A 25,538-nucleotide genomic window follows, 5' to 3' on the forward strand; every position below is an offset into this window, starting at 1 on the left:
ATGTACGTAGCTGTGAAAGGGGGCGAACGCGCCATCCTCAATTCCTACCGCATGCTGGACGACTACCGCCGAGGCGACCGCGAGGTGCCCGAGCTGGAGCTGGACCAGATCCGCGAACAGATGCCGCTGGCCGTGTCCCGCGTCATGGCCGAAGGCTCGCTCTACGATCCGCAGCTGGCGGCGCTGGCGCTCAAGCAGGCGGCCGGCGACGTGATCGAAGCCGTGTTCCTGCTGCGCGCCTATCGCACGACCCTGTCGCGCTACGGCTACACGCAGCCCATCGATACGGGGCGCATGCGCTTGCAGCGCCGGATCTCGTCCACCTTCAAGGACATCCCGGGCGGCCAGATCCTCGGCCCGACCTACGACTACACCCAGCGCCTGCTGGATTTCTCCCTGCTGGCGCGGCGCGAGGCCGACGCCCCGCCCGAGGGCGAGGAGGCCCTGGACAGCGCGATGCCGCGCGTGACCGACCTGCTGGCGCAGGACGACCTGATCGACGCCGAGCCGGTGCCCGAAGGCGATCCCGACCCGTTCGACCTGACCCGGCAGCCGCTGGACTTCCCGGCTACGCGCGCCGCGCGCCTGCAGAACCTGGCGCGCGCCGACGAAGGCTTCCTGCTGTCGATGGGTTATTCCACGCAGCGCGGCTACGGCAACACCCACCCCTTCGCCGCCGAGATCCGCTACGGCTCGCTGGAGGTGGAAATGCACATCGAGGAGCTGGGCTACGCCGTCACCGTGGGCGAGATCGAAGTCACCGAATGCCAGATGGTCAGCCAGTTCGCGGGCAACGCCGGCGAAGGGCCGAAGTTCACGCGCGGCTACGGCCTGACGTTCGGCTATGGCGAACGCAAGTCCATGTCGATGGCGCTGGTCGACCGCGCCCTGAAAGCGGACGAGCTGGGCGAACGCGCCGATTCCCCGGCCAACGACCACGAGTTCGTGCTCTATCACAGCGACAACGTCGAAGCCTCGGGCTTCGTGCAGCATCTGAAGTTGCCGCATTACGTGGACTTCCAGGCCAACCTGGAATTGCTGCGCCGCATGCGCGCCGAACGAGGCGAACCCGAGGCCGCGCGCAACGAACTGATGGACGAGGCGGTTTCCCCATGACGACCCAACACGCGACGGTCGAACGCGACCACCACTACAACTTCGCCTACCTGGACGAATCCACCAAGCGGATGCTGCGCCGCGCCTTGCTCAAGGCGGTCGCCATTCCCGGCTACCAGGTGCCGTTCGGCAGCCGAGAGATGCCGCTGCCCTACGGCTGGGGCACGGGCGGCATCCAGGTCACCGCGGCCATCATCGGGCGCGACGACGTGCTGAAGGTCATCGACCAGGGATCGGACGACACCACCAATGCCATTAACATCCGGCGCTTCTTCGGCCGGGTCGCGGGCGTGGCCACGACGGAGTCCACCCGGGCCGCCACCATCGTGCAGACGCGCCACCGCATCCCCGAGACGCCCCTGTCGCCGGGCCAGGTCATGGTGTTCCAGGTGCCGATCCCCGAGCCGCTGCGCTGGCTCGAACCGAGCGAGACCGAGACGCGCACCATGCACGCGCTGGCCGAGTACGGCGGCATGCACGTCAAGCTGTACGAAGACATCGCGCAGCACGGCCATATCGCCACCACCTACGACTATCCCGTCATCGTGAACGACCGCTACATGATGCGGCCCTCGCCCATCCCCAAATTCGACAACCCCAAGCTCGACGGCAGCCCGGCCCTGATGCTGTTCGGCGCGGGCCGCGAGAAGCGCGTCTACGCCGTTCCGCCCTACACCCGCGTGAAGAGCCTGGACTTCGAGGACCATCCTTTCCGCGTCGAAACCTGGACCGAGTGCTGCGACCACTGCGGCTCGCGCGAAAGCTACCTGGACGAGATCATCCTGGACGACGCGGGGACGCGCCGCTACGTCTGCTCGGACACCGAATACTGCAACGATCGCCAGGCGCGGCAGCGCCAGGCTCCTTCTCCGGACGAGGCCGCCGCATGAACGCCCAACCTTTGCTTTCCGTGCGCAACATGACGCGCACCTGGGACGGCGTGCACGGCTGCCGCGACGTCAGTTTCGATCTCTACCCCGGCGAAGTGCTGTGCGTGGTCGGCGAGTCCGGCTCCGGCAAGAGCACGCTGCTGTCGGCGGTGTCGTACCAGACCCGGCCGGACGCCGGCAGCGTCTGGTACGACACGCGGGACCAGGGCTTCACCGACCTGGCCGCGCTACCCGGCGCGCGGCTGCGCCTGCTGTCGCGCACCGATTGGGGCTTCGTGCGGCAGAACGCGAGAGACGGCCTGCGCATGCGCGTCAGCGCCGGCGCCAACATCGCCGAGCGCCTGATGGCAGTGGGTGACCGGCACTACGGCGATCTGCGCCGGGTGGCGGGCAACTGGCTGCAAAAGATGGAGATCGATGCCGGGCGGCTGGATGACGCGCCGGTGTCCTTTTCCGGCGGCATGCAGCAGCGCCTGCAGATCGCGCGCAACCTGGTGACGCATCCTCGCCTGGTATTCATGGACGAGCCCACGGCCTCGCTGGACGTGTCCGTCCAGGCGCGCCTGCTGGACCTGCTGCGCCAGCTGGTGACCGACCTGGGCCTGGCCGCCATCGTCGTCACCCATGATTTGGCGGTCGCGCGGCTGCTGGCCCACCGCACCCTGGTGATGCGCGGCGGCGAGGTCGTGGAAAGCGGGCTGACCGACCAGATACTCGACGATCCGCAGCATCCCTACACCCAATTGCTGGTGTCCTCCATCTTGCAGAGCTGACCATGCGCGCAACCACTCCCATGATCGAGGTGCGGGGCCTCGGAAAAATGTTCACCCTGCACAACCAGGGCGGCATGCGGCTGCCGGTGCTGGAGGCGGTCGACTTCGACGCCGCCGCCGGCGATTGCCTGGTGCTGTCCGGCCCGTCGGGCACCGGCAAGAGCACGCTGCTGCGCTGCCTTTACGGCAACTACCTCGCCACCGAAGGCAGCATCCGGGTGCGCGCCGCGGACGAATGGGTGGAGCTGGTGGGCGCGCCGGAGCAGCGCATCCTGGCCCTGCGGCGCGACGTGATCGGCTACGTCAGCCAGTTCCTGCGGGTGATCCCGCGCGTGTCCGCGCTGGACGTGGTGGCCGAGCCGTTGCGCGCCGCCGGGGTGGACGCGGAGGAGGCCCGCGCCCGGGCCGCCGCGCTGCTGCGGCGCCTGAACGTGCCGGCCCGGCTCTGGGGCCTGGCCCCGGCCACCTTCTCCGGCGGCGAGCAGCAGCGCGTGAACATCGCGCGCGGCTTCATCGCCCGCCATCCCATCCTGCTGCTGGACGAACCCACGGCATCGCTGGACGCCGACAACCGCCAGGTGGTGATCGACCTGATCCGCGAGGCGCGCGCCGAGGGCCGCTGCCTGCTGGGGATCTTCCACGACGCCGAAGTGCGCGCGGCGGTCGCCACCCAGACGCTGGCCCTGCGTCCCGCCCGGGCGGCCGCGGCCGCCATGGAGGCCTGATCATGCAAAGCACCTACCTGACCCACGCCCGGGTCGTGATGGCCGACCGCGTCCTGGAGGACAGCGCCGTGCTGATCGACGACGGCCGCATCGTCGCCATCGAGCCGGCCGGGGCGCGCGCCGACCGCGAGATCGACCTGGGGGGCCAGACCCTGATGCCCGGGCTGGTCGACCTGCATTGCGACGCGATCGAGAAAGAAGCCGAGCCGCGTTCGCGCGTGCTGTTCCCGCTGGACTTCGCGGTGGCCCAGGTGGACCGCCGCAACGCCGCCGCGGGGATCACCACGCCTTATCACGCGCTGTCGTTCGCCAACAGCGAATGGGGCGTGCGCAACAACCAGACCGCGGCCGAAGTGGTGCGCACCGTGCGCGCCTTCCGCCGCCACAGCCTGGTCGACAACCGCATCCACTGCCGTTACGAAGTCACCGACGCCACGTCCGTGGACGTGCTGCGCGCGCTGATGGACGAGGGCGCGGTGGACCTGCTGTCCGTCATGGACCATTCGCCCGGCCAGGGGCAGTTCAAGACGCTGGAGTCCTATCTGCAATACATGATGGGCAACCATGCCATGAGCCGCGAGCAGGCCGAGGACGCCGCGCACGCCAAGACCCGTTCCAAGGACGGGGCGGTGGCGCGGGTGGAAGCGCTGCTGTCGCACGCGCAGCGGCTCGGCATCCCCACCGCCAGCCATGACGACGACTCGATCCACCGGATCGCCACCATGCGCAACCTGGGCGTGGCGATGAGCGAGTTCCCCATCACGCTGGACACGGCGCGCGCCGCGGTGTCCTGCGGCCTGCCCACCATCCTGGGCGCGCCCAACGTGCTGCGCGGGCAAAGCCAGAGCGGCTCCATGCGCGCCATCGACGCCATTCGCGCGGGCGTGGCGAGCTGCCTGTGCTCGGACTACCAGCCGTCCACGCTGATCGCCGCGGCCTTCGCGGCGGCGGCGCAGTCCGACCTGACCTTGCCTCAGGCGGCCGCGCTGGTTACCCTGAACCCGGCGCAGGCCTGCGGGCTGTCGGACCGCGGCCGGATCGCGCCGGGGCTGCGCGCCGACCTGGTGGCCGTGGCCCAGGTGGGCGGGCAGCCGCTGATCAGCCACACCTGGTCGGCAGGGCGGCTGGTATTTTCGACGCACTATCCGCCCTTGCTCGCGAGCGAGGCCGGCAGGGCCGAGCCGCAAGGCCTGGCGGCCTGAGTCGACAGGGTGAAAACGTGATGAGCTCCATCGTGACCGCCGTGGCGCGCAGCGCGGCGCATTCGTTCAGCAAGCCGGTGGTGCCGGCGATCATGCTGTTGAAGGGCCTGGGCGTGGAGGGCGACGCCCATCTCGGCGCGACGGTCCAGCACCGATCCCGCGTCAGGGCCGATCCGACGCAGCCCAACCTGCGGCAGGTGCACCTGATCCACGGCGAATTGCACGACGAGCTTCAGCTCGCGGGCTTCAACGTGGCGGAAGGCACGATGGGCGAGAACATCACCACCCGCGGCATCGACCTGCTGGGCCTGCCGCGGGGCGCCAGGCTGCACATCGGCGCGGACGCCGTCGTGGAGATCACCGGCCTGCGCAATCCTTGTGCGCAGCTGGACCACTACCAGCAAGGCCTGACCGCCGCCGTGCTGGGCCGCCATCCTGACGGCAGCCTGATGCGCCGGGCCGGGGTGATGGGCATCGTGGCGGAGGCCGGCGAGGTGCGGGCCGGCGACCCGATACGCATCGAGCTGCCGGTCTTGCCGCACCTGCCGCTGGACCGTGTCTGAAATATCCCTGGAAGGCGCGGACGCGGGGCCGCGCATCTGGTTAAATGGCGGCAAGAGCGCTGCCGCAGTTTCCGCGGACGGTGCCCCCTTTTTTCCGGAGCGCGCGATGGCAAGATTCAATTTCACCCAGGATCCCGAAGAACCCGATCTGTGGGCGGCCGAAAACGTCGCCGCGGGCGAGGGGCGTCCGCCGATCCACGTCATGATCCAGACCGACGGCGAGGAGCCCGCCGGCGGCGCCTCCAAAGTGGTCAAGGCCATCATCGACAACCTCGACGAGCAGATCCTCGCGGCCGCCGATTTCCTGCTCGACAACTACTCCTACGAGCACTGCAAGAAGCTCGGGCTGGAAGACGACCAGCTGCTGGCGGAGGAAACCGCCGAGGCCATGGCGGAAAAAGCCGTGCTGCGCGCCTTGTGGCTGTTCGACGAAGACGGCGACGGCTACGAACTGTGGTTCACGCTGCCCTGGGACCCGGTGCATACCTACGACGTGGAATTCGAGGACGGCACGCCAGTCTCCTGCTCGGTCAACGACTGAACGGTCGGCAGCCGGGCCGTCAACGACCTAGCGCTCCAGCTCGAAATGCGTGGCCTGGGCCTGGCCCAGCGAATCGTCATAGCGGTAGCGCATTTTCACGGGCATGCCCTTGCGCACGGCGCCCGTGCCGGCGCCGTCGAGCACCACGTCCAGTTCCCGGTCGACGAATTCGCGGCAATCGGTATCGGCGCGGGCGCCCTCCGGGATGTCCGCGCTCCGGACCTTGAGCTTGAACATCAGCTGCGTGATTTCCGTGCCGTCGATGCGGTACTGGCGCATCTGCACCGGCAGGTTGGTGACAGTGCCGCCCAGCTCGCAGGAAATGCGGGTCCAGGCGTGCGAGGCAGGGGTGGCGGCCATCAGGACGGCGGCCGCCAGGGCGCGGCGCAGGCGTGAGGAGATCATGGCTTGCGGACGGCGCGCGAAGCGCGGGCAGGGCACGCCGGCATTCGGGCAAAGGGTTTATATGTTGCGCCCGGCGTCTGCCCGGGTCAAGCCGGGGGCTGCCCCATGAAGAAGCGGGCCTTGCGGCCCGTTTTTTTATGCGCGTTGCTCGGCGGGCCGGCCAGCCGGCATCTCCGCCTCGGGGGCGGGAGCCGCCTCGTCCGCGGGCGCGTCCCGTCCGCCTTCCAGCTTCGAGATGACGGCGGTGGCCAGGCTGTTGCCCACCACGTTGGTGGCGGTGCGGCCCATATCGAAGAACTGGTCGATGCCCATGATCAGCAGCAGGCCGCCTTCGGGAAGGTGGAACATCGGCAGCGTCGCGGCCACCACGACCAGCGAGGCCCGGGCCACGCCGGCCATGCCCTTGCTGGTCACCATCAGCACCAGCAGCAAGGTCAGCTGCTGTGTAAAGCTCATCTGGATGTTGTAGGCCTGCGCGATGAACAGCACCGCGAAGGACTGGTACATCATCGAGCCGTCCAGGTTGAAGGAATAGCCCAGGGGAAGGACGAAGCCCGAGATCCGCTTGGGAACGCCGAAACGCGTGAGCGCCTCGATCGTCTTCGGATAGGCCGATTCGCTGCTGGCCGTCGAAAACGCCAGCAGCGTGGGCTCCTTGATCAGGCCGCCCAGCTGCCGGGTGGACTTGCCCAGGAACAGATAGCCCACAAAGAAGAGCACCCCCCACAGCAGCGCCAGGCCCAGGTAGAACTCGCCTATCAGCTTGCCGTAGCTGAGCAGCACGCCCAGCCCTTCGGTCGTGATGGCGGCGGCCATCGCGGCGAACACGCCCAGCGGCGCGAAGCGCATCACGTAGTCGGTCACCCGGAACATGATCTTGGCGAGCTCGTCGATCAGGTTGTAGATGGTGTTGTGGCCCTTGCCGCGGATGAACGACAGCGCCGCGCCGAAGAACAGCGAGAACACCAGGATCTGCAGGATCTCGTTGGTGGCCATGGCCTCCACGATGCTGCGGGGGAACACGTGCGCGATGAAGGCCTTGAGCGTGAAGTCCCCGGTCTTCAGGCCCGAGGTGGCGCCCGCGTCCGGCAGCGCCAGGTTCATGTGCGCGCCCGGCTGGAAGATATTGACCAGGGCCAGGCCCAGCAGCAGCGAAATGGCGGAAGCGGCGATGAACCAGATCATGGCGCGCATGCCGATGCGGCCCACCGCGCTGGCGTCGCTCATGCTGGCCAGGCCCGTCACCAGCGTGGCGAACACCAGCGGCGCGATGATCATCTTGATCATGCGCAGGAAAATGTCGGTAATGAGGCTGAAGTGCGAGGCGATCTGCGCGGCCTCTTGGGGGGTCTGCGCGTATTTGTTGCAGAAGTAGCCCACCACGATGCCCAGCACCATGGAGATGCCGATGTAACGCGTCAGCTTCTTAGTGTTCATGATCAAAACGGAAAACGGCGACCCTTTGCCTGGCCCCGAGGGGGCCGGGTCCGCCGGCATGGGGCGGGCAAGCGGGTCCGGTGACAGACATGCCAGGGCGGCGCCCGAAATTTACGGGTTTACCCTTGGTGCGCGATGTTAACGCCGCCAACCTGACAGTCAGTTGTCGGTACGGGGCCGGATCGGCGGCCCCGCGCTATCGCGCCGCGTGGGCGGAGCGATAGCGGGGGTGTATCACCGGAACCTGGGCACTATCGGTCCCAGCCATGCCAGAATGGACCGCGAGGCACCCCGAGTGCACCCGCCCTTCGGGCAAACAAACGAAAAAATGGAGACAAAACAATGCCGAAACGCGAATTGGCCGTGCTGGCGTCTGGGTACACCTATCTGGAAGGGTTGCGCTGGCACGAGAACCGCTTGTGGGCGTCGGATTTCTATACTGAACAGGTCATCGCCGTGGACCTGGACGGCAAGGTCGAACGGATCTGCGAGGTGCCCCAGCAGCCGTCCGGGCTGGGCTGGCTGCCCGACGGCCGCCTGCTCATCGCCTCCATGAAAGACCGCAAGCTCCTGCGCCGGGAAGCCGACGGCACCCTGGCCGTCCATGCCGACCTGTCCGCGCTCACGGGCGGCCATATCAACGACATGGTGGTGGACGCCCAGGGCCGGGCCTACGTGGGCAACTTCGGCTTCGACCTGATGGGCGGAGCCCCGGTGCGCAACACCACCATCGTTCGCGTCGATCCCGACGGCGCCACCCGCGTGGTGGCCGAAGGGCTGTGCTTTCCCAACGGCTCCTTCATCACGCCCGACGGCAAGACCATGATCGTCAACGAGACCTTCGGCAACCGCATTTCCGAATTCGACATTCTTCCCGACGGCGGCCTGGGCCTCCGGCGCGACTGGGCGAACTTCGGCGCGCTGCCCGACAGCGACGATTTGGGCGTCCTGATCGCGGCCTCCGCCATCGGGCCGGACGGCGGCGCGCTGGACGCGGAAGGGGCGCTGTGGGTGGCCGACGCCATCGGCAAGCGCATCGTCCGCGTGGCGCGCGGCGGCAAGATCCTGGAACAGATCGACACCGGCGAATTCGGTATCTTCGCCGCCGCCCTGGGCGGGCCGGACGGCCGCAGCCTGTTCATGGCCGCCGCGCCGGACTTCATCGAAGCCAACCGCCGCGCGAGGCCAGAGGCCCGGATCCTGGTCACCCGGGTGGACGTGCCGCACGCCGGCAGGCCGTAGGCGGCCCGCCCTCCGCCCCGCCGCGCCATCCTCCGTCAGGAGGGGGGCGCCGGGGCGGTTTACCTCCTTGGGCGCAGTCCGAATGGCCTGGATACCGGCGGTTGCAAGACCTTTCGGCGAATCCCCCGTAAAATCACACCATTCGGCAAGACTTCAACCATCTTTCAATAGACAGTACCTAAGGAGGACCACTCATGGCCCTAGTCTCCATGCGCCAGTTGCTCGACCACGCCGCCGAGCACGGCTACGGCATTCCCGCTTTCAACGTCAACAACCTGGAGCAGGTCCAGGCCATCATGGAAGCCGCTGCGGAGACCGACAGCCCGGTGATCATGCAAGCCTCGGCCGGCGCGCGCAAGTACGCGGGCGAAGGCTTCCTGAAGTACCTGATCCAGGCCGCCGTGGAATCGTATCCCCACATCCCCGTGGTCATGCACCAGGATCACGGCCAGTCGCCCAAGATCTGCCAGGGCGCCATCGATCTGGGCTTCTCCAGCGTCATGATGGACGGCTCGCTCAAGGAAGACGGCAAGACCATCGCCGACTACGACTACAACGTCGAAGTGACCAAGAAGGTCGTCGACATCGCGCACAAGCTGGGCGTGACGGTCGAAGGCGAGCTGGGCTGCCTGGGCTCCCTGGAAACCATGCAGGGCGACAAGGAAGACGGCCACGGCGCCGACGGCAAGCTGACCATGGACCAGCTGCTGACCGATCCGGAGCAGGCCGCCGACTTCGTGCGCAAGACGCAGCTGGACGCCCTGGCCATCGCCATCGGCACCAGCCACGGCGCCTACAAGTTCACGCGCAAGCCCACCGGCGACATCCTGTCGATCTCCCGCATCAAGGAAATCCACGCCCGCCTGCCCAACACCCACCTGGTGATGCACGGCAGCTCCAGCGTGCCGCAGGAACTGCTGGCCGAGATCCGCGAATTCGGCGGCAACATGAAGGAAACCTACGGCGTGCCCGTCGAGGAAATCCAGGAAGCCATCAAGTTCGGCGTGCGCAAGATCAATATCGACACCGATATCCGTCTGGCCATGACCGGCGCGATCCGCCGCTTCTTCGCCGAAAACCCGGAGAAGTTCGATCCGCGCGAATACCTGAAGCCGGCCCGCGCCGCGGCCAAGGCCATCTGTGTCGCCCGCTACACGCAGTTCGGCACCGCCGGCAACGCCAGCAAGATCAAGGCGCTGCCGCTGACCGAAATCGCCGCGCAGTACGCCTCGGGCAAGCTGTCGCAAGTGGTGCAATAAGGCTGGCGGCGCCCCTGGCGCCTCCAAGCACGGAAAGGCGGGCCCCCGAGGGGGCCCGCCTTTTTTCATGGGGCCCATCCGCCCGGCTTAGGCGGCGGGGCCGTTCCCGGGGAAATGGGGGACGCCGCGGTCCACGTGATGCCAGGACGGGGCGGACGCCGTCCACAGGCTGGCCTTGGCGTGGAAGGCTTCGGGATCGTCCAGCGAGCCGGCCCGCACGACTTCGTAGCCCATCCCTTCGGAGCCGCCGAACAGCGGCGTGCCACAGGCGGCGCAGAAGCTGCGCATGACGGTGTGGCCCGAATCGCCCCGGTAGCGGTGTTCCTTGGGCTGGCCGCGCAGTATGGTGACCGAGCCGGCCGGGAAGATCAGCGCGTGGGCGGGGGCGCCGCCGCTGGAATACTGGCAGTCCCGGCAATGACAGGTGGCGGCCGTGAGCGGCTCGTCGGTGACGGCGTAGCGGATGGCGCCGCACTGGCAGCCTCCGGTCAGGTGCACCTGCGCGTCGGCATGGGCGGTGCGTTTGGGGGAAGCATCCTGCATACGACTCTGTCTCCGGGGTCAGCGCCGTGACGCCAGCGGCGGTCGGCGCGCATATTGGGAGACGACAGCCTAACCCGGGCGCCGGGCGGCGTCGAGGGGAGGGCGGGCCGCCGGACCCTTCCGTGAGTCCGGCAAAGCCGGCCCATTTGCAGTAACCTATGCGCTTTGCAGGACCCGCGCCGCGCGCCGGCCTTGCCCTGTTCTACTTCCCGCCCTGGCGCCTGCCCGAGGCGGGAATCTTCATTATTGCCATAGGCCATTTCCCGTGACTTCTGCTTTGCATCAATCCAGCATCAAGTCCTTGCCGCTGCTGGGCCGCGGTAAGGTGCGCGATATGTACGCGGTGGGCGACGACAAGTTGCTGATCGTCGCGTCGGATCGCATCTCCGCCTTCGACGTGATCCTCGACGACCCCATCCCCGGCAAGGGGCAGGTGCTGACCGAGCTGACCGAATTCTGGCTGCAGAAGCTGGCCCACATCCTGCCGAACCACTCCACCGGCGTGAAGCCCGAAGACGTGGTGGCGCCGGACGAAGTGGACCAGGTGCGGGGCCGCGCCGTCGTGGTCAAGCGCTTGAAGCCCATCCTGGTGGAAGCGGTGGCCCGCGGCTACCTGATCGGCTCGGGCTGGAAGGATTACCAGGCCACGGGCTCGGTGTGCGGCATCAAGCTCCCGGCCGGGCTGCAGCAGGCCAGCCAGCTGCCCGAACCCATCTTCACGCCGGCGGCCAAGGCCGAGTTCGGCATGCACGACGAAAACGTGGATTTCGCGCACGTGGTCAAGGAAGTCGGCCAGGAAATGGCGGAGCGCATCCGCGACGTGACCCTCAAGCTTTACGCCGAAGCGGCCAAGTTCGCCGCGACCAAGGGCATCATCATCGCCGACACGAAGTTCGAGTTCGGCCTGGACGACGACGGCACGCTGTACCTGATGGACGAAGTGCTGACGCCCGATTCGTCGCGCTTCTGGCCCGCCGACGGCTACCGCGTGGGCATCAGCCCCCCGTCGTTCGACAAGCAGTTCGTGCGGGACTGGCTGGAAACCCAGACCTGGGACAAGACGCCGCCCGCGCCGCGCCTGCCCAAGGACGTGCTGGAAAAAACGGCCGCCAAATACCGCGAAGCGCTGGACCGGCTGGTCGCCTGACCCGGCCGCGTTTCAAGGAAAAAAGCCGCTCCTGGCCGAGCGGTTTTTTTTCGCCTGGAGCCAGGGCCCGGCTCGGGTATTCGATAACAGTTATTTCGGATTGTTACGTTATACTTTTCCGATTGTATCGGGACGTCCCAGAAAGGAGCGCTACGCATGGTAATGATGTTGCCTTTCCTGACCGGCCTGGTCGCTGTGTGGTTCGGGATGCTTGGAAAGCGCCGCCCCTGCGTGACCTTCTGGCTGCTCACCCTGGCGATCTTCGCCGCCTGGTGCCAATACCACATGACCAGCCCGCTGGCGCTGTCGTTCTAGGGCCGGGCGATGATCTTTTCCCGCAATCCCGCGCGCGGCTCGCGCATCCTGAACGGCCTGGCCCTGCTGGGCGTCACCATCGCCCTGGGCATGGCATTCTTCTGGCAGTTTGCCTACGGCGAGCTGCCGTGCCCACTGTGCCTGCTGCAGCGCGTCGCGCTGATCCTGGCGGGCGTGGGCTTCCTGCTGAACTTGCGGCTGGGGCCGTCGCCGATGCACTACGCCATGAGCATCGCGGCCGCGCTGGGCGGCATGCTGGCCTCGGGCCGGCAGGTGCTCCTGCACATCGCGCCCGGCGATCCGGGCTACGGCGCGCCCCTGCTGGGCCTGCACTTCTACACCTGGGCCTTCATCGCCTTCTCGGCCATCATCGCGTTCTGCGCGCTGATGCTGTCGGCCGACCGCAAGTGGGGCGACAGCATGCTGAAAAAGCCGGTGCCGGCGCTGGGCGCGGTGGCCATGGCCCTGTTTTTCATCGCCACGCTGGCCAACGTCGGCAGCACCACGCTGGAGTGCGGCTTCGGCCCGTGCCCGGACGATCCCGTGACCTATCAGTGGCTGGATTCGGGGGCCGCGCGGTAGGCCCGCGCCCACCCGGTTAAAATACCCGGTTTCGCGGCCTGGTTCCGCGGTCCTCCGACTTTCCGCGGCCTGGCGCCGCGGTCTCAACTTTCAGACACCGGTTATGACAGCCAAGACTTCCGCAGCGGCAGAGGCCACCCCAGTGGTGGGCGTGATTATGGGTTCTTCCAGCGATTGGGAGGTCATGAAGCACGCGGTCACCATGCTGGAGGACTTCGGCGTGCCCTTCGAGGCGCGCGTGATTTCGGCGCACCGCATGCCGCAGGACATGGCCGAGTACGGCGCCGCCGCGCATGGGCGCGGCCTGCGCGGCATCATCGCTGGCGCCGGCGGCGCGGCGCACCTGCCGGGCATGATGGCGGCGCTGACCGAAGTGCCGGTGTTCGGCGTGCCGGTGCCGTCCAAGTACCTGCGCGGCGAAGACTCGCTGCTGTCCATCGTGCAGATGCCCAAGGGCGTGCCGGTGGCCACCTTCGCGATCGGCGAAGCCGGCGCTGCCAACGCGGCGCTGCACGTGATCGCCACCCTGGCGGGCACGGACGCCGGCCTGCACCAGAAGCTGGTGGCGTTCCGCGCCCGCCAGACGCAGGCCGCGCGCGACATGAAGGTTCCGCCCGAGGCCTGATCAGAATGACTCAATCCACTGCTTTCACGATCGCGCCCGGCGGCTGGCTGGGCTTGCTGGGAGGCGGCCAGCTGGGCCGCATGTTCTGCCACGCCGCGCAAAGCCTGGGCTACAAGGTGGCGGTGCTGGATCCGGCCGCCGAGTGCCCGGCCGGCATGGTGGCCGACCTGCACATCCAGGCGGCCTACGACGACGAGGACGGCCTGGCCCGCCTCGCCCAGACCTGTCAGGCCGTGACGACCGAATTCGAGAACGTGCCCGCCGACAGCCTGCGCACCCTGGCCACGCGCTGCCGCGTCAGCCCCGCCGGGGATGCCGTGGCCATCGTGCAGGACCGCATCGCCGAGAAGACCTTCATCGCCTCGCAAGGCATCCCCGTGGCGCCGCACGCGGCCATCCGCAGCGAAGCGGACCTGCGCGCGGCGCCGGACGCGCTGTTTCCCGGCATCCTCAAAGTGGCGCGCCTGGGCTATGACGGCAAGGGCCAGGCCCGCATCGCCACGCGCGAGGAAGCGCTGGCCGCCTTCGCCGAATTCGGTGGCGTGGCGTGCGTGCTGGAAGCGCTGATGCCGCTGGACTACGAGATCTCGGTGGTGCTGGCGCGCGGCTTCGACGGCGCCAGCGTGGTGTTTCCCGTGGCGCGCAACGTGCACCGCGACGGCATCCTGGCGGTGTCGACGGCCGAGCCGGTCCAGCAGGACGCGGCCCATGCCGAGCGGCAGGCCCGCGCGACCCAGGCGGCGCAAGCCATCGCGCAGGGCTTGGGCTACCACGGCGTGCTGTGCGTGGAGTTCTTCGTGCTCAAGGACGGCAGTCTGATCGTCAACGAAATCGCGCCGCGCCCGCACAACAGCGGCCACTACACCATGGACGCCTGCCTCTCCAGCCAGTTCGAGCAGCAGGCGCGCGCCATGGCCGGCCTGCCGCTGGGCGGCACCGACCTGCTGGCGCCCGCGGTCATGTTGAATCTCCTGGGCGACATCTGGTATCCGTCGGCCGCCGCCACGGCGCAACGCGAGCCCGACTGGGCCGCCGCGCTGGCCGTGCCCACGGCCAAGCTGCACCTGTACGGCAAGCGCGAAGCGCGCCGCGGTCGCAAGATGGGACACGTCACCATCGTCGCGCCCACCGTGCAGCAGGCTCGCGACGACGCCGCCCGCGTGGCGGCGGCGCTGGGCATGCAGGCTCCCGAATAAGCGCGGCGACGATGAATTCCCTGCCGCCTTCAGGTTCCGCCAGCGCCGCGGAAATCGCCGAAGCCGCCCAGCGCCTGCTGGACGGCGAGCTGGCCGCGTTTCCCACCGAGACCGTCTATGGTCTGGGCGCGGACGCTGAAAACGCGCAAGCGGTGGCCAAGATCTACGCGGCCAAGGGCCGGCCGTCGAATCATCCCGTCATCGTGCACATCGCGCCCCAGGGCGACGTGTCGTACTGGGCCGCCGAGGTGCCGCCGGAGGCGCGCCTGCTGATCGACGCCTTCTGGCCCGGCCCCCTGACGCTGATCCTCAAGCGCGCGCCGCACATCGCCGACACGGTGAGCGGCGGCCAGGACAGCATCGGCATCCGCTGCCCTTCGCATCCGGTGGCGCAGGCGCTGCTGGCGGCGTTCGCGGCCGGCAAGCCGAACGGGCAGGGCGGCGTGGCCGCGCCGTCGGCGAACAAATTCGGGCAGGTCTCGCCCACGCGGGCCGAGCACGTCCGCGGCGAGTTCCCCGAGGAAGTCGCGGCCGGCATGCCGGTGCTGGAAGGCGGGGCATCGGAGGTCGGCATCGAATCCACGATCCTCGACCTGTCGCGCCTGGATCGCGGCGCCGGCCCGGTGCTGCTGCGTCCCGGCCATGTCAGCGCCGCGCAGATCGAAGCCGTGCTGGGCGTGCAAGTGTTCGCGCCGGATGCGGGCGCTCCGCGCGCGTCCGGCACGCTGAAAGCACACTACGCGCCGCGCACGGCGCTGGAGCTGGCCTCCGAAGCGCGCCTGCGCGACGTGGAACAGGGCCGCGACCTGCCTGAAGGGCGGGTGGTGGTGGTGGCCTACGGCGCGGCGCCGGCCGTGCTCGACCCCCGGGTGCAATGGCAGTCCGTGCCTGCCGATCCGGCTCGCTACGCGCAGGCGCTGTACGGCCTGCTGCGCGATCTGGACCAGCAGGGCTATGCGCGCATCATCGTGCAGGCGCCTCCCGCCACCGACGACTGGCACGCGGTCAACGACCGCATCGGCCGCGCCGCCGCCGCGTTCACGCTGGACACGACGGATCTGTAGGATGGGTGGAGCGCGAGAGTTCTTAAGCTAGAACTCCGCCCTCCAGCGCGCGAAACCCATGCGGCCGTGGAAGACTGTTTTCAAGCCGCTGCCAGGCGCCGTCCGCTCACCGCCGCATGGGTTTCGCGCGCTGGAGGGGGGTATTCTTGTGCAGAGGATCTCGCGCTTCACCCATCCTACGGTCACGCCGCCAGGAGTTCCCCTATCCGTTCCACCGCCTGCCGCAAGGGCGGCAGGAACTCTTCCGTCAGCCGGTTCAGCGGCACCCGGGCGGCCTTCACGCTGACATTGACCGCCCCGCAGGCCTTGCCGCTGGCCGAGCGCACGGCCACCGAGATGGCGCGCACGTTCAACTCCAGCTCCTGGTCCACCACCGCGTAGTCCTGCTCCCGGATGCGCGCCAGTTCGGCGCGCAGCTTGTCCTCGGTGATCACGGTGAATTCGGTGTAGGGCTGCAGTTCGGTCGCGGCGAAGTAGCGGGCGAGGGCGGGTTCCGGCAGTTGCGCCAGCAGCACGCGCCCGATGGACGTGCAATAGGCCGGCAGCCGGCTGCCCAGCCCCATCGAGGTGGCCAGCAGGCGGTTCACTTCCGAGCGCGCCAGGTACAGCATTTCGTGGCCTTCCATGATGGCCAGCGCGCAGGTTTCGTTGACCGTGGCGCTGAGTTCTTCCAGCACCGGCTGGGCCAGCGACACGAACGGCGTGGACGAGAAGTACGCATAGCCCAGGCCCAGGATGCGGGGCGTCAGCACGTAGAGCCTGCCATGCTGCTCGGCCATGCCCAGCAGGATCAGCGTATGCAGGCAGCGCTGCACCACGGCGCGCGGCAGGCCGGCCCGGCGGCTCAGCTCGGCCGCGGTCTGGGGCTGGCGGCGCGTGCCGAAGGCGCGGATCACGTGCAGGCCGCGCGCCAGCGTCAGCATGTAATCCGGGTCGCCCCGCAACTGGTCGGGATGGTCTTCCGCCGCCGGCGGCGCGGCGTAGCCGGGAGGAGGAAGGTTGGGCCGCATCAGCCGTCGAGCAGGGGAGCGCCGGTGCGCGCCTGCAGTTCCTTGAAAGTCATGCCGTCGATCATATCCCGGACCCGCAGCCCGTCGGGCGTCACGTCGATGACGGCCAGATCGGTATAGATGCGGTCCACCACGCCCGCGCCGGTCAGCGGATAGGCGCAGCGTTCGACGATCTTCGGTTCGCCGTTCCTGGCGTTGTGCTCCATCAGGATGTAGACGCTGCGCGCGCCCACCGCCAGGTCCATGGCGCCGCCCACGGCCGGCGCCTCGCCCGGCCGGCCGAGGGACCAGTTGGCCAGGTCGCCGTTGGCGGCGACCTGCATGCCGCCCATGACGCAGATGTCCAGGTGGCCGCCGCGCATCATCGCGAACGAATCCGCGTGGTGGAAGTACGAGCCGCCCCGCAGCAGGGTCACGGGTTGCTTGCCGGCGTTGATCAGGTCCAGGTCGATCTCGGCGTCCGCCGGGGGCGGGCCCATGCCGAGGATGCCGTTCTCGCTGTGCAGCACGATCTCGCGCCCGGGCGGCAGGTGCGCGGCCACCAGCACCGGCATGCCGATGCCCAGGTTGACGTAGCTGCCGTCGGGAATGTCGCGGGCCAGGCGGCGCGCCATGTCGGCGCGGTTCAGGGGCTGGAACATGCGGGCTCCTTCAACTGGAGAAGGCGGCGTCGGCCACCTGGGTGACGCGCTGGACGAAGATGCCGGGCGTGACCACGGCCTCGGGCGGCAGTTCGCCCAGCCCGGCCTTGGCGCGCACCTGCACGATGGCGGTCCGGGCCGCCATGCACATGACGGGCCCGAAGTTGCGGGCGCTCTTGTTGTAGGTGAGGTTGCCCCAGCGGTCGGCCTGGTCGGCTTTCACCAGCGCGAAGTCGCCATGCAGGGGGTGTTCGAAGACGTGTCCGCGGCCGTCTATCATGCGCGTCTCCTTGCCCTGCGCCAGCTCGGTGCCGTAGGCGGTGGGCGTGAAAAAGCCGCCCAGCCCGGCGCCGGCCGCCCGCAGGCGTTCGGCGATGGTGCCTTGCGGCACGCATTCGAGTTCGATCCGGCCTTCGCGGTACAGCTCGTCGAAAACCCAGGAGTGCGAGGCCTTGGGAAAGGAGCAGATCACCTTGCGCACGCGTCCGGCCTTGATCAGCGCGGCCAGGCCGGTCTCCCGGTTGCCGGCGTTGTTGCTGACGACGGTAAGGTCGCGCGCGCCCTGCGCGATCAGCGCGTGGATCAGCTCCGTGGGCATGCCCGCGCCGCCGAAGCCGCTGATCAGCACCGTGGCGCCGTCGTGGATGTCCGAGACGGCGGCCTCGGGAGAGTCGTAGAACTTGTCGATCATGGTGGAGTTCCGTCGGGGGCGGGCGCGGCGGACGCGCCCGCCGCGTTCAGTTCACGGTGATGCGCGCCTGCTTGATGATCTCGGCATACCGCGCCGAGTCCTTCTCCATCAGCGCGGCGAACTGCTCGGTGCTGCCGCCCGCGGGCAGGAAGCCCGCGTCCAGGAACTTCTGCCTCACGTCCGGTTCCTTGACGATCTCGCTGATTTCGCGCGCCATGCGCTCGATGATGGGCTTGGGCGTGTTGGCGGGCGCCATCAGGCCGGCCCAGGAGCCGGTGACGAACCCGGGCAGGCCGGCTTCCTCCATGGTGGGGATGCCGGGTTCGGTCGGCCAGCGCTCCTTGCCGGTGAACGCCAGCGCCTTGAGCCGATTCTGCTTCACGTACTGCATCGGCACCAGGATGGGATCGAACACCATGGAGACGCGCCCGCCCAGCAGGTCGGTCAGGATGGGGGCGCTGCCCTTGTAGGCCACGTGCGTCATCGTGATCTTGTTTTGCAGCGCGAAGTCCGCGCCGGTCAGGTGCGCGCTGGAACCGTTGCCGCTGGAGGCGTAGGTCAGCTTGTCCGGATTCTTGCGCGCGTAGGCGACCAGGTCCGCCACGCTCTTGACCGGCAGGTCCTCGGCCACGAACAGGAACAGCGGCAGGTCCGCCATCTGCACCACCGGCGTCAGGTCGGCCGGGCTGTAGTTCAGCTTGTACAGGTGGAAGTTGATGATGTAGGCCGGCAGCATGGACAGGAAGGTATAGCCGTCCGGCTCCGCCTTGGCGGCCATGGCCGAGCCCACGCTGCTGTTGGCGCCGGGCCGGTTCTCGACGACGATGGTCTGCTTCAGGCGCGGGCCCAGCTTTTCCATGACGATGCGGGTAACGATGTCGGTCGATCCGCCGGGCGTATAGGGCACGATGATCTTGATGGGCTTGCTCGGCCAGTCGTCCGCTGCGTGGGCGGCGCCGGCGGTCAGCCCGGCGGCGGCCAGCGCCGCGTACAGCAGGGTCTTCAAGGTTTGGCGGCGAGCGGGCGCCGCAATGCGGCATAGCCGCGATTTGCTTGCATAAGCCATGGAATCTTGTCTCCTCCATGAATCGACCGACGATCGATGCGCGTTCGGTTGTCGGGCTGGCGTGCTCTTGTTTTTGCCGCCGGGCTGCCCCGGGGGCATAAGCGCGAAAAAAGTATGGCACGCAAGGCAAGCGGCCCGCGCCGTATGATGGGGCAATAAAGTTCGATCACCGGACATCGGAATCGGGCCAGGATCAGTCGTTTTTTTTCCTCGGGTTTCCACTAGGTAGCGTTGCGTTGTTCACGTCGTGGACATCGCTTAATCTGGCGGCCGGCCCTGTATGGCAGGGCCCGGTGTCAACCGCAGCCGGCTTACAAGCCGGCGCGGCTTCCATCTCAGGAGAGGCAATAATGAAACGCTCTATCTTGTTTGCAGCCGGCGCCCTGGCTCTGGCTTGCGCGTCCCAGGCGGCGGTGGCGGGTCCCACCCTGGATGCGGTGAAGAAAAAGGGATTCGTGCAATGCGGCCTGACCGACGGGGTGTCGGGTTTCTCGGCGACGAACAGCAAGGGCGAATGGGAAGGCATGGACGTGGACATCTGCCGCGCCGTCGCCGCGGCCGTGTTCGGTGATCCGAGCAAATTCAAGGGAACCGCGCTCTCCACCCAGCAACGCTTCACCGCGCTGCAATCGGGCGAGGTCGACGTGCTGCTGCGCACCGTCACGCTGACGCAGACCCGCGATACTTCCCTGGGCCTGTCGGCCGTCGCCGCCAGCTTCTACGACGGCCAGGGCATCCTGGTGAGCAAGAAGCTCGGCGTGAAAAGCGCCAAGGAGCTCAACGGCGCCACGGTCTGCGTGCAGCCGGGCACTACCACCGAACTGAACCTGGCCGACTGGTTCCGTTCCAACAACATCGAATTCAAGCCCGTCGTGATCGACAAGGTGACGGAAGTCGTGCGCGCCTTCGAGTCCGGGCGCTGCGACGCCTTCACCGACGACTCCTCGCAGCTTGCCGCCGTGCGCGCCACGCAGGTCGCCAATCCCGACGACTACGAAATCCTGCCCGAACGCTTCTCCAAGGAGCCGCTCGGCCCCATGGTGCGCCAGGGCGACGAGAACTGGCTCGGCATCGTGCGCTGGACGCTGTTCGCGCTGATGGAAGCGGAAGAGTACGGCATCACGCAAAAGAACGTGGACGAGATGCTCAAGAGCAACAACCCCAACATCTCCCGCATCCTGGGCGTGACGCCGGGCGCCGGCAAGAACATGGGCCTGGACGAGAAGTGGGCCTACAACGCGATCAAGGCCGTGGGCAACTACAGCGAGGTCTTCGAGCGCAACGTCGGCAAGGACAGCAAGCTGGGCCTGCAACGCGGCACGAACGCGCTGTGGAGCAAGGGCGGCGCCATGTATCCGTGGCCGATCCGCTGATCCCGCGCCCTATGCCCCGCTGCGGGCCATAGTGCGACGAACCTCCGGCCTCTGCAAATCGTACGGTGATTTGCAGAGGTTTTCGTTTGGAGAGACGAGAGAAGCTCGCGGCCTACGCAAGGCGTGTAAAAAAGGGCGCGTATCGGCCATCCGGCGTTTGGCGGAATACGGCGGATACCCGCTGTCCGATCTTCGCGGCGCGAATATCGCAGTCGACGAGATTGCTCAAGATGATCGGACCCTCGTCCAGTTCGACATAGGCTAGTGCGTAGGGCGGATCGGCGCGTTCGATGATGCTGAACGCATAGAGACTGCCTAGGCCGCTTGCAGGCTTCCAGTCCGTGTCGTCACTGGCGCATAGCGGGCATACGACGCGCGGATACCAATGGGCGCGGTTGCATTGATTGCAGGTTCTCAGAAGCAATTGCCCCCGTTCCGCGGCGGCCCAGAACGGAGCGGTTTCCGGGTAGGCCCGGGCATAGGGATCGTTCAGGTAGGTGGAAAGCTCGCTTTGCCGGTTCACGCGTTACTCCCGTTCGAAAATCAGAGTGGAATGGGCATGGGCGACTCCCATGACCAAACCGGGCCCGGAAGCCAGCGCGAGATCGCAGCCGGGGACTTGTACGGCGGGATGCGCTTCGCCACGGAGTTGGCGCACGGCTTCGATCACTTTCGTCATGCCCCCCCGATTTGAGGGATGGTTGTTGCACAGCCCCCCGCCGTCCGTGTTGAAAGGCAGTTGGCCCCGGCCGGAGATCAAATTGCCTTCGGCTACGTAGGGGCCGGCCTGCCCCTTCTTGCAGAATCCCAGGTCTTCCAGCTGCATCAACACCATGATGGTGAAGTTGTCGTAGAGCGAGGCGTACTTGACGTCGCCGGGCGCGATGCCTGCTTCGGCGAACGCCAGCCTGCCGCTGGTGACGGCGCCCGAGGCGGTGGGCTCGATGTAGCCGCCCCGGCTGGTCTTGATGCTCTCGCCGGCCCCGATCAGCCTGACGAGAGGCCGTGACAGGCTCCGGGCGATCTCCGGACTCGTCAGTACCAGCGCGCCGCCGCCGTCCGTGATGACGCAGCAATCCAGGCGGTGCAACGGACTGGCAATAATGGGCGACGCCAGCACGTCCTCGACGGTGACCGGCTTGCGCAACGCCGCAAACTCGTTGTATTGCGCATGATGCGCCGCGGCCACCTTGACGGCGGCGAGCTGTGCGGAGGTCGTGCCGTGCTCATGCATGTGGCGTTGGGAGAGCATCCCGTATATGCCGGTGATGGTGGAGCGATAGGGCCTGTCCCAGGGCGTTTCGGGCCGTTCCGGCCCCAGCTCGCGCGGCGCGGTTCCCGTCGCCATGCCGCTGCTCTTGGGCTTGCCCGCCAGCGTGATCAAGGCGACCGAGCATTTACCTTGCGCGATGGCGAGCGCAGCGTGGCGCACATGTACCATGTACGAGCATCCGCCCAGCTCGGTGCCGTCTACCCACTTCAGGTCCAGGTTCAGGTACTCCGCCATGGATAGGGGATTGCCGCCCGGCGCGTCGCCCGCGCAGAAGTAGCCGTCTACGTCCTTGAGGTTCAGCCCCGCATCGCGCAGGGCGCCCAGCGCGCACTCGGCATGCAGCTGGGTGACGGACTTGTCGGGCGCATATCGGGTCGGATGCTCGTATGCGCCCGCTATGTAGGCTTTGCCATTGAGTGTCATAAGCTGTCCGGAGGTCACAGTTTTGGGATGTTGCCGTCGCGAATGACGCGGCCCCATTTCGCATATTCGTCCTGCACGAATTTCGTCGTGTCGTCGGGCGTTGCCACCACCGGAATGAGCGCGGCCGCATCCAGCGTCTTGCGCAACTCCGGATTGGCCTGTGCGTCATTGATGACTTGGTTCAGGCGTGCGGTGACTTCGGGCGGCGCGCCTTTCGGCAGGAAGGCAGCCATCCAGCCCACGACCTCGAATCCGGGCACGCCCGACTCGGCGATGGTGGGCACGTCCGGCAACTGCGCCTCGCGTTTGGCTGTGGTGACCGCGATGGCCTTGATCTTTCCGGACTTGATCTGGGTGATCGCCGCCCCGATGTTGGCGAACATGAAGTCCACGTGGCCGCCGATCAAGGCCGACATGGCTTCGGAGGGGCCGTTGTAGGGCACGTGCATGTAATCCAGGCCCTTGACTTCCTGCTTCAGCAACTCCGCGGCCAGGTGGGCGGAGCTGCCAACGCTGCCCGAGGCGTAGTTGATGTCGCCGGGCTTCTGCTTGACGTATTTGATGAACGCATCGAAGTCGTTCGCGGGAAATGAGGCATTGACGACCAGCACGTTGCCATTGAGCCCGAACATCGCCACGGGCTGGAAGTCCTTGATCGGGTCATAGGGCGTGGACGCCATCAATTGCGGGTTGATCGCGTGGGTGACATTCGTTCCGAGCAGCATCGTATAGCCGTCGGAAGGGGCGCGCGCCACGTAGTTCGCGCCGATGAGCGCGCCCGCGCCGGGTTTGTTTTCCGTGATGAGCGGTTGCTTCAGCGCTTCGGACACGTACTTCGCGAAGGTGCGGCCCGTCAGGTCGGTGACGCCTCCCGGTGCGAAGGGAATGACGAACTTGATGGGCCGGTTCGGGTAGGTCTCCTGTGCATGAAGATTCACGCTAGCCATGCCGAGAGTCAAAAGGCATGCTTTGAAAAGGCAGTGTCTGATGCGCATCGTTGTCTCCTTGGTTGCCTGAAGGCCTGCCCGTGGACGGGATGTAGGTCAGCTGACTTGGCGTCCCTGGTCGGCCCAGTACTTTCTTCTGAGGGTCTTGCGGTCGATCTTTCCCAACGCGGTGAGGGGAAGCTGGCTTTCGAACACCACGGTTTTGGGCGCATTCACCACGCCTTTTTTTTGCGTGACGTATTGGATGATCTCGGTCTCGTCGGCATTCGCGCCGGGCTTGAGCACCACGATCGCGGTAACGGCTTCGCCCCATTTCTCGTCGGGCACGCCAATGACGGCGGACATCGCGATACCGGGATGCAGCGCCAGGCAGTTCTCGACTTCGCTGGGGTAGACGTTGAAGCCGCCCGTAATGATCATGTCCTTCACTCGGTCGACGATGTACAGATAACCGTCCCCGTCCATGCGGGCCATGTCGCCGGTGTGCAGCCAATCTCCGGCGAAGACCTTTTCATCCTCCTCCGGCCGGTTCAGGTAGCCGTCCATGACGAGCGGGCCGCGCACGCACAGTTCACCGATTTCGCCTAGCGGCACTTCCCGCAGGTCCTGGTCGAGCAGCTTGACCTGATTGCCGGTCACGGGCTTGCCGCAGGAGCCCAGCAACCCGGGACGCGCGGGGTCGTGGTCCTGCTTGCGGAGGTAGCAGATGGTCATGGGTGCTTCGGCCTGCCCATACAGTTGGCCAAAAACCGGTCCGATCCTGCGCAGCGCTTCCAGCAGCCTGGAGGGCGCGATGGGGGCCGCGCCATAGAGCGCCAGTTCAAGGCTGGAGCAGTCGCCGTTGGCCAACCCGGGATGATCCAGCAGGCCGTAGATCTGGGTCGGCACAAGGAAGGTGAAGTTGATGCGATGCCGCCGCACTCGTTCGAGAAAGTCGGCAGGCGTGAATTTCTCGCTCAGGTACACCGTGCCGCCCCGGATGAAGACAGGCAGAATCAAACCGCCCGCCGCATGCGAGATAGGCGTGGTCACGAGATACCTGATGCGTTCGGGCCATTCATACGCGGCCAGCATCTGGAGCACCATGGTGACCGCGGTGCGATGGGAATGCAGGATCCCCTTGGATCGGCCGGTCGTGCCACCGGTGTAGGACAGCTTGGTGATATCGCCGGGGCGGGCGTCCAGGGCGAGATCGCCGCCATCCATCGTCGCCGCTTCGTCGAAAAGGCCGGCGCCGCGAGTGTCGCCGTCAAGAGGCAGGATCAGCGGAACGATGCCGCGCGCCTCAATGGCCAGGGCGCGCTGCGCGTACTTGCCGTTGTCCACCACCAGGGCCTTCACCTGCGCATCCTGCAGCACGAAGGCGTGGTCTTCCTCCGAGGCCATCGGATGCAGCGATACCGATTTCAAGCCGATGAATTGCGCGGCGATGATGGCGATGATGGCTTCGGTTCGGTTTCCGACGAGAAAGGCGACGGCATCCTGTCTTTTCAGGCCCTTGGCGCGCAGGAGGCGCGCAATGCGGTAGCACTGTGCTTCCAGCTGTGAATAGGTGACCGTTTTCTCGTTGGAGACGATGGCTGGCGTCTCGGGAAACGCCTTGAATGCAGAGAGGTACAAGGACGCGACGGTGGCGCCTTCATACAGGGAGGTCGGGGAGGGCCGCATTCTGTCTCCATCTGTTCGGTACTGAATATTGTTTTCTGGTACCGATTTGAGATGACAAGCGGTACTGTGTCAATATAATTGGTACCGAAATGATGGTTTTCAGCCCTAGGTGTTTTACCTAGGCGTCGTAGAATTCCCGTCTTTCCCAATCCTCTTTTTCACATTCAAAGGCAAGCGGCGATACATGGCCAAGCGGCGTACCGAAGAAGTTTTCCTCAAGGAACTGACGGCGTTGCTGATCGTCGAAGGTGTGTCTTCCCTGACGATTGCCGACATTGCGCAACGCATGCAATGTTCGCGCAGGCGCATATACGAAATTGCCGCCACCAAAGAAGAACTCTTCGTCAATATTTGCCGGCAGGTGCTGGACGCGAATCTGAAAAAGGGATTTGCCGCGGCGCGCGGCGAAGCCGACGGCGCCAAGGCGATTGCCACGTATCTGCGCGCAACCTTGAACGCATCGGGCTTGAGCAAGGCGGCGTTGACGGATCTCGATTCGACGGAGAGCGGCCGCGCGGTTTTCGACGCCTATCAGTTGGCGCGGGTGCGCGGCCTGGAAGACATGATCGACGATGGCGTGCGCCAGGGGCTGCTCGTGCCGCACAATCCGAGGGTGATCTCGGAAGCGATCCTCGGAGCGGCTCACCGCTTGAGGAATCAGCGATTCCTGGAGGAAACCGGCCTTTCGATTGGCGCCGCCTTCACCGAGTTCTACGAAATCGTGCTCAATGGCCTCCTGGTCAAGCCGCAGGCAGGCGCGCCGCCTGCGCGGCCTCGACGCTGACGAGACGCGGCGCTAATTCCGCTTGGCGGAAGAACCT

The 25,538-nt window shown here is 66.9% G+C and carries 28 protein-coding genes; 17 read left to right on the plus strand and 11 right to left on the minus strand.

Going from position 1 to position 25,538, the window contains the following annotated elements; all coding sequences use genetic code 11:
• The 7 genes from ADE01S_RS18600 to ADE01S_RS18630 all read left to right on the plus strand — a co-directional run bounded on the left by ADE01S_RS18600 (position 1) and on the right by ADE01S_RS18630 (position 5,810).
• Positions 1-1,116: a carbon-phosphorus lyase complex subunit gene (locus ADE01S_RS18600; protein ID WP_062683212.1), complete on the plus strand. Its 1,116-nt coding sequence runs from the start codon at positions 1-3 to the stop codon at positions 1,114-1,116.
• A complete protein-coding gene (locus ADE01S_RS18605; protein WP_062683213.1) occupies positions 1,113-2,006 on the plus strand; it encodes an alpha-D-ribose 1-methylphosphonate 5-phosphate C-P-lyase PhnJ in 894 nt (297 codons plus the stop codon). Before ADE01S_RS18600 ends, ADE01S_RS18605 begins: the two co-directional genes overlap by 4 nt.
• Positions 2,003-2,779, plus strand: a complete 777-nt coding sequence (gene phnK / locus ADE01S_RS18610) for a phosphonate C-P lyase system protein PhnK (protein ID WP_062683214.1) — start codon at positions 2,003-2,005, stop codon at positions 2,777-2,779. The genes ADE01S_RS18605 and phnK overlap by 4 nt, the downstream gene beginning before the upstream one ends.
• Positions 2,780-2,781: 2 nt before the next feature.
• Complete coding sequence (gene phnL / locus ADE01S_RS18615; RefSeq protein ID WP_062683215.1) at positions 2,782-3,504, plus strand: phosphonate C-P lyase system protein PhnL; 723 nt, start codon at positions 2,782-2,784, stop codon at positions 3,502-3,504.
• Positions 3,505-3,506: 2 nt separating this feature from the next.
• Positions 3,507-4,706 carry an alpha-D-ribose 1-methylphosphonate 5-triphosphate diphosphatase gene (locus tag ADE01S_RS18620; RefSeq protein ID WP_062683216.1) on the plus strand — a complete coding sequence of 400 codons (1,200 nt, stop codon included), beginning with the start codon at positions 3,507-3,509 and terminating at the stop codon, positions 4,704-4,706.
• 20 nt (positions 4,707-4,726) lie between these two features.
• The gene (locus tag ADE01S_RS18625; protein ID WP_062683217.1) at positions 4,727-5,269 is read left to right on the plus strand and encodes an MOSC domain-containing protein; all 543 of its coding nucleotides are present in this window, start codon (positions 4,727-4,729) and stop codon (positions 5,267-5,269) included.
• Between the two features lie 106 nt (positions 5,270-5,375).
• Positions 5,376-5,810 carry a hypothetical protein gene (locus ADE01S_RS18630; protein WP_062683218.1) on the plus strand — a complete coding sequence of 145 codons (435 nt, stop codon included), beginning with the start codon at positions 5,376-5,378 and terminating at the stop codon, positions 5,808-5,810.
• Positions 5,811-5,837: 27 nt separating this feature from the next.
• Here the strand turns inward: ADE01S_RS18630 and ADE01S_RS18635 are convergent, their stop codons facing one another.
• Together ADE01S_RS18635 and ADE01S_RS18640 are read right to left on the minus strand one after the other, a co-directional pair.
• The gene (locus tag ADE01S_RS18635; RefSeq protein WP_062683219.1) at positions 5,838-6,215 is read right to left on the minus strand and encodes a hypothetical protein; all 378 of its coding nucleotides are present in this window, start codon (positions 6,213-6,215) and stop codon (positions 5,838-5,840) included.
• A 135-nt stretch (positions 6,216-6,350) separates the two neighbouring features.
• Positions 6,351-7,652 (minus strand): dicarboxylate/amino acid:cation symporter, encoded by a 1,302-nt coding sequence (locus ADE01S_RS18640; RefSeq protein WP_228468614.1) that lies wholly within the window; start codon positions 7,650-7,652, stop codon positions 6,351-6,353.
• Between the two features lie 342 nt (positions 7,653-7,994).
• Here ADE01S_RS18640 and ADE01S_RS18645 point away from each other — a divergent pair, with 342 nt between their 5' ends.
• Both ADE01S_RS18645 and fba read left to right on the plus strand, forming a co-directional pair.
• Positions 7,995-8,894 (plus strand): SMP-30/gluconolactonase/LRE family protein, encoded by a 900-nt coding sequence (locus ADE01S_RS18645; RefSeq protein ID WP_062683221.1) that lies wholly within the window; start codon positions 7,995-7,997, stop codon positions 8,892-8,894.
• Between the two features lie 194 nt (positions 8,895-9,088).
• Positions 9,089-10,153, plus strand: coding sequence for a class II fructose-bisphosphate aldolase (gene fba / locus ADE01S_RS18650; RefSeq protein WP_062683222.1), 1,065 nt, complete (start codon positions 9,089-9,091; stop codon positions 10,151-10,153).
• Between the two features lie 87 nt (positions 10,154-10,240).
• Here fba and ADE01S_RS18655 read toward each other — a convergent pair whose 3' ends face one another.
• Complete coding sequence (locus ADE01S_RS18655) at positions 10,241-10,696, minus strand: GFA family protein (protein ID WP_062683223.1); 456 nt, start codon at positions 10,694-10,696, stop codon at positions 10,241-10,243.
• 265 nt (positions 10,697-10,961) lie between these two features.
• On the opposite strand from ADE01S_RS18655, the gene ADE01S_RS18660 reads away from it, so the two are divergent.
• The 6 genes from ADE01S_RS18660 (at position 10,962) to ADE01S_RS18680 (ending at position 15,625) form a co-directional block, all read left to right on the plus strand.
• Complete coding sequence (locus ADE01S_RS18660) at positions 10,962-11,843, plus strand: phosphoribosylaminoimidazolesuccinocarboxamide synthase (protein ID WP_062683224.1); 882 nt, start codon at positions 10,962-10,964, stop codon at positions 11,841-11,843.
• Between the two features lie 156 nt (positions 11,844-11,999).
• Positions 12,000-12,158, plus strand: coding sequence for a DUF5993 family protein (locus tag ADE01S_RS31815; RefSeq protein WP_043545931.1), 159 nt, complete (start codon positions 12,000-12,002; stop codon positions 12,156-12,158).
• A 9-nt stretch (positions 12,159-12,167) separates the two neighbouring features.
• Positions 12,168-12,740, plus strand: coding sequence for a disulfide bond formation protein B (locus ADE01S_RS18665; RefSeq protein WP_062683225.1), 573 nt, complete (start codon positions 12,168-12,170; stop codon positions 12,738-12,740).
• A gap of 103 nt (positions 12,741-12,843) precedes the next feature.
• Positions 12,844-13,365 (plus strand): 5-(carboxyamino)imidazole ribonucleotide mutase, encoded by a 522-nt coding sequence (gene purE, locus ADE01S_RS18670; protein ID WP_062683226.1) that lies wholly within the window; start codon positions 12,844-12,846, stop codon positions 13,363-13,365.
• A 5-nt stretch (positions 13,366-13,370) separates the two neighbouring features.
• The gene (locus tag ADE01S_RS18675) at positions 13,371-14,561 is read left to right on the plus strand and encodes a 5-(carboxyamino)imidazole ribonucleotide synthase (protein ID WP_062683227.1); all 1,191 of its coding nucleotides are present in this window, start codon (positions 13,371-13,373) and stop codon (positions 14,559-14,561) included.
• An 11-nt stretch (positions 14,562-14,572) separates the two neighbouring features.
• A complete protein-coding gene (locus ADE01S_RS18680) occupies positions 14,573-15,625 on the plus strand; it encodes an L-threonylcarbamoyladenylate synthase (protein ID WP_062683228.1) in 1,053 nt (350 codons plus the stop codon).
• A gap of 182 nt (positions 15,626-15,807) precedes the next feature.
• Here ADE01S_RS18680 and ADE01S_RS18685 read toward each other — a convergent pair whose 3' ends face one another.
• From ADE01S_RS18685 to ADE01S_RS18700, 4 genes are read right to left on the minus strand one after another with little or no spacing between them, the layout of a single operon-like run.
• Complete coding sequence (locus ADE01S_RS18685) at positions 15,808-16,635, minus strand: IclR family transcriptional regulator domain-containing protein (RefSeq protein WP_062683229.1); 828 nt, start codon at positions 16,633-16,635, stop codon at positions 15,808-15,810.
• Positions 16,635-17,276 (minus strand): 3-oxoacid CoA-transferase subunit B, encoded by a 642-nt coding sequence (locus tag ADE01S_RS18690; protein ID WP_062683230.1) that lies wholly within the window; start codon positions 17,274-17,276, stop codon positions 16,635-16,637. The genes ADE01S_RS18685 and ADE01S_RS18690 overlap by 1 nt, the downstream gene beginning before the upstream one ends.
• Positions 17,277-17,286: 10 nt before the next feature.
• A complete protein-coding gene (locus tag ADE01S_RS18695) occupies positions 17,287-17,967 on the minus strand; it encodes a 3-oxoacid CoA-transferase subunit A (protein ID WP_062683231.1) in 681 nt (226 codons plus the stop codon).
• A 46-nt stretch (positions 17,968-18,013) separates the two neighbouring features.
• A complete protein-coding gene (locus ADE01S_RS18700; RefSeq protein WP_062683232.1) occupies positions 18,014-19,033 on the minus strand; it encodes a Bug family tripartite tricarboxylate transporter substrate binding protein in 1,020 nt (339 codons plus the stop codon).
• 350 nt (positions 19,034-19,383) lie between these two features.
• Between ADE01S_RS18700 and ADE01S_RS18705 the strand changes: the two genes are divergently transcribed.
• The gene (locus ADE01S_RS18705; RefSeq protein WP_062683233.1) at positions 19,384-20,406 is read left to right on the plus strand and encodes an amino acid ABC transporter substrate-binding protein; all 1,023 of its coding nucleotides are present in this window, start codon (positions 19,384-19,386) and stop codon (positions 20,404-20,406) included.
• Between the two features lie 112 nt (positions 20,407-20,518).
• Here the strand turns inward: ADE01S_RS18705 and ADE01S_RS18710 are convergent, their stop codons facing one another.
• From ADE01S_RS18710 to ADE01S_RS18725, 4 genes are read right to left on the minus strand one after another with little or no spacing between them, the layout of a single operon-like run.
• Positions 20,519-20,929 (minus strand): Zn-ribbon domain-containing OB-fold protein, encoded by a 411-nt coding sequence (locus ADE01S_RS18710; RefSeq protein WP_062683234.1) that lies wholly within the window; start codon positions 20,927-20,929, stop codon positions 20,519-20,521.
• Positions 20,930-20,932: 3 nt separating this feature from the next.
• Positions 20,933-22,102, minus strand: a complete 1,170-nt coding sequence (locus tag ADE01S_RS18715) for a thiolase family protein (RefSeq protein WP_062683235.1) — start codon at positions 22,100-22,102, stop codon at positions 20,933-20,935.
• Positions 22,103-22,116: 14 nt separating this feature from the next.
• The gene (locus ADE01S_RS18720; RefSeq protein ID WP_062683236.1) at positions 22,117-23,097 is read right to left on the minus strand and encodes a Bug family tripartite tricarboxylate transporter substrate binding protein; all 981 of its coding nucleotides are present in this window, start codon (positions 23,095-23,097) and stop codon (positions 22,117-22,119) included.
• A gap of 48 nt (positions 23,098-23,145) precedes the next feature.
• Complete coding sequence (locus ADE01S_RS18725) at positions 23,146-24,717, minus strand: AMP-binding protein (RefSeq protein WP_062683237.1); 1,572 nt, start codon at positions 24,715-24,717, stop codon at positions 23,146-23,148.
• Between the two features lie 184 nt (positions 24,718-24,901).
• Here ADE01S_RS18725 and ADE01S_RS18730 point away from each other — a divergent pair, with 184 nt between their 5' ends.
• Complete coding sequence (locus tag ADE01S_RS18730; RefSeq protein WP_062683238.1) at positions 24,902-25,501, plus strand: TetR/AcrR family transcriptional regulator; 600 nt, start codon at positions 24,902-24,904, stop codon at positions 25,499-25,501.
• Positions 25,502-25,538: the final 37 nt, after the last annotated feature.

It is taken from the genome of Achromobacter denitrificans NBRC 15125 (genome assembly GCF_001571365.1).
GTDB classification, from domain to species: Bacteria; Pseudomonadota; Gammaproteobacteria; order Burkholderiales; family Burkholderiaceae_B; genus Achromobacter; species Achromobacter denitrificans.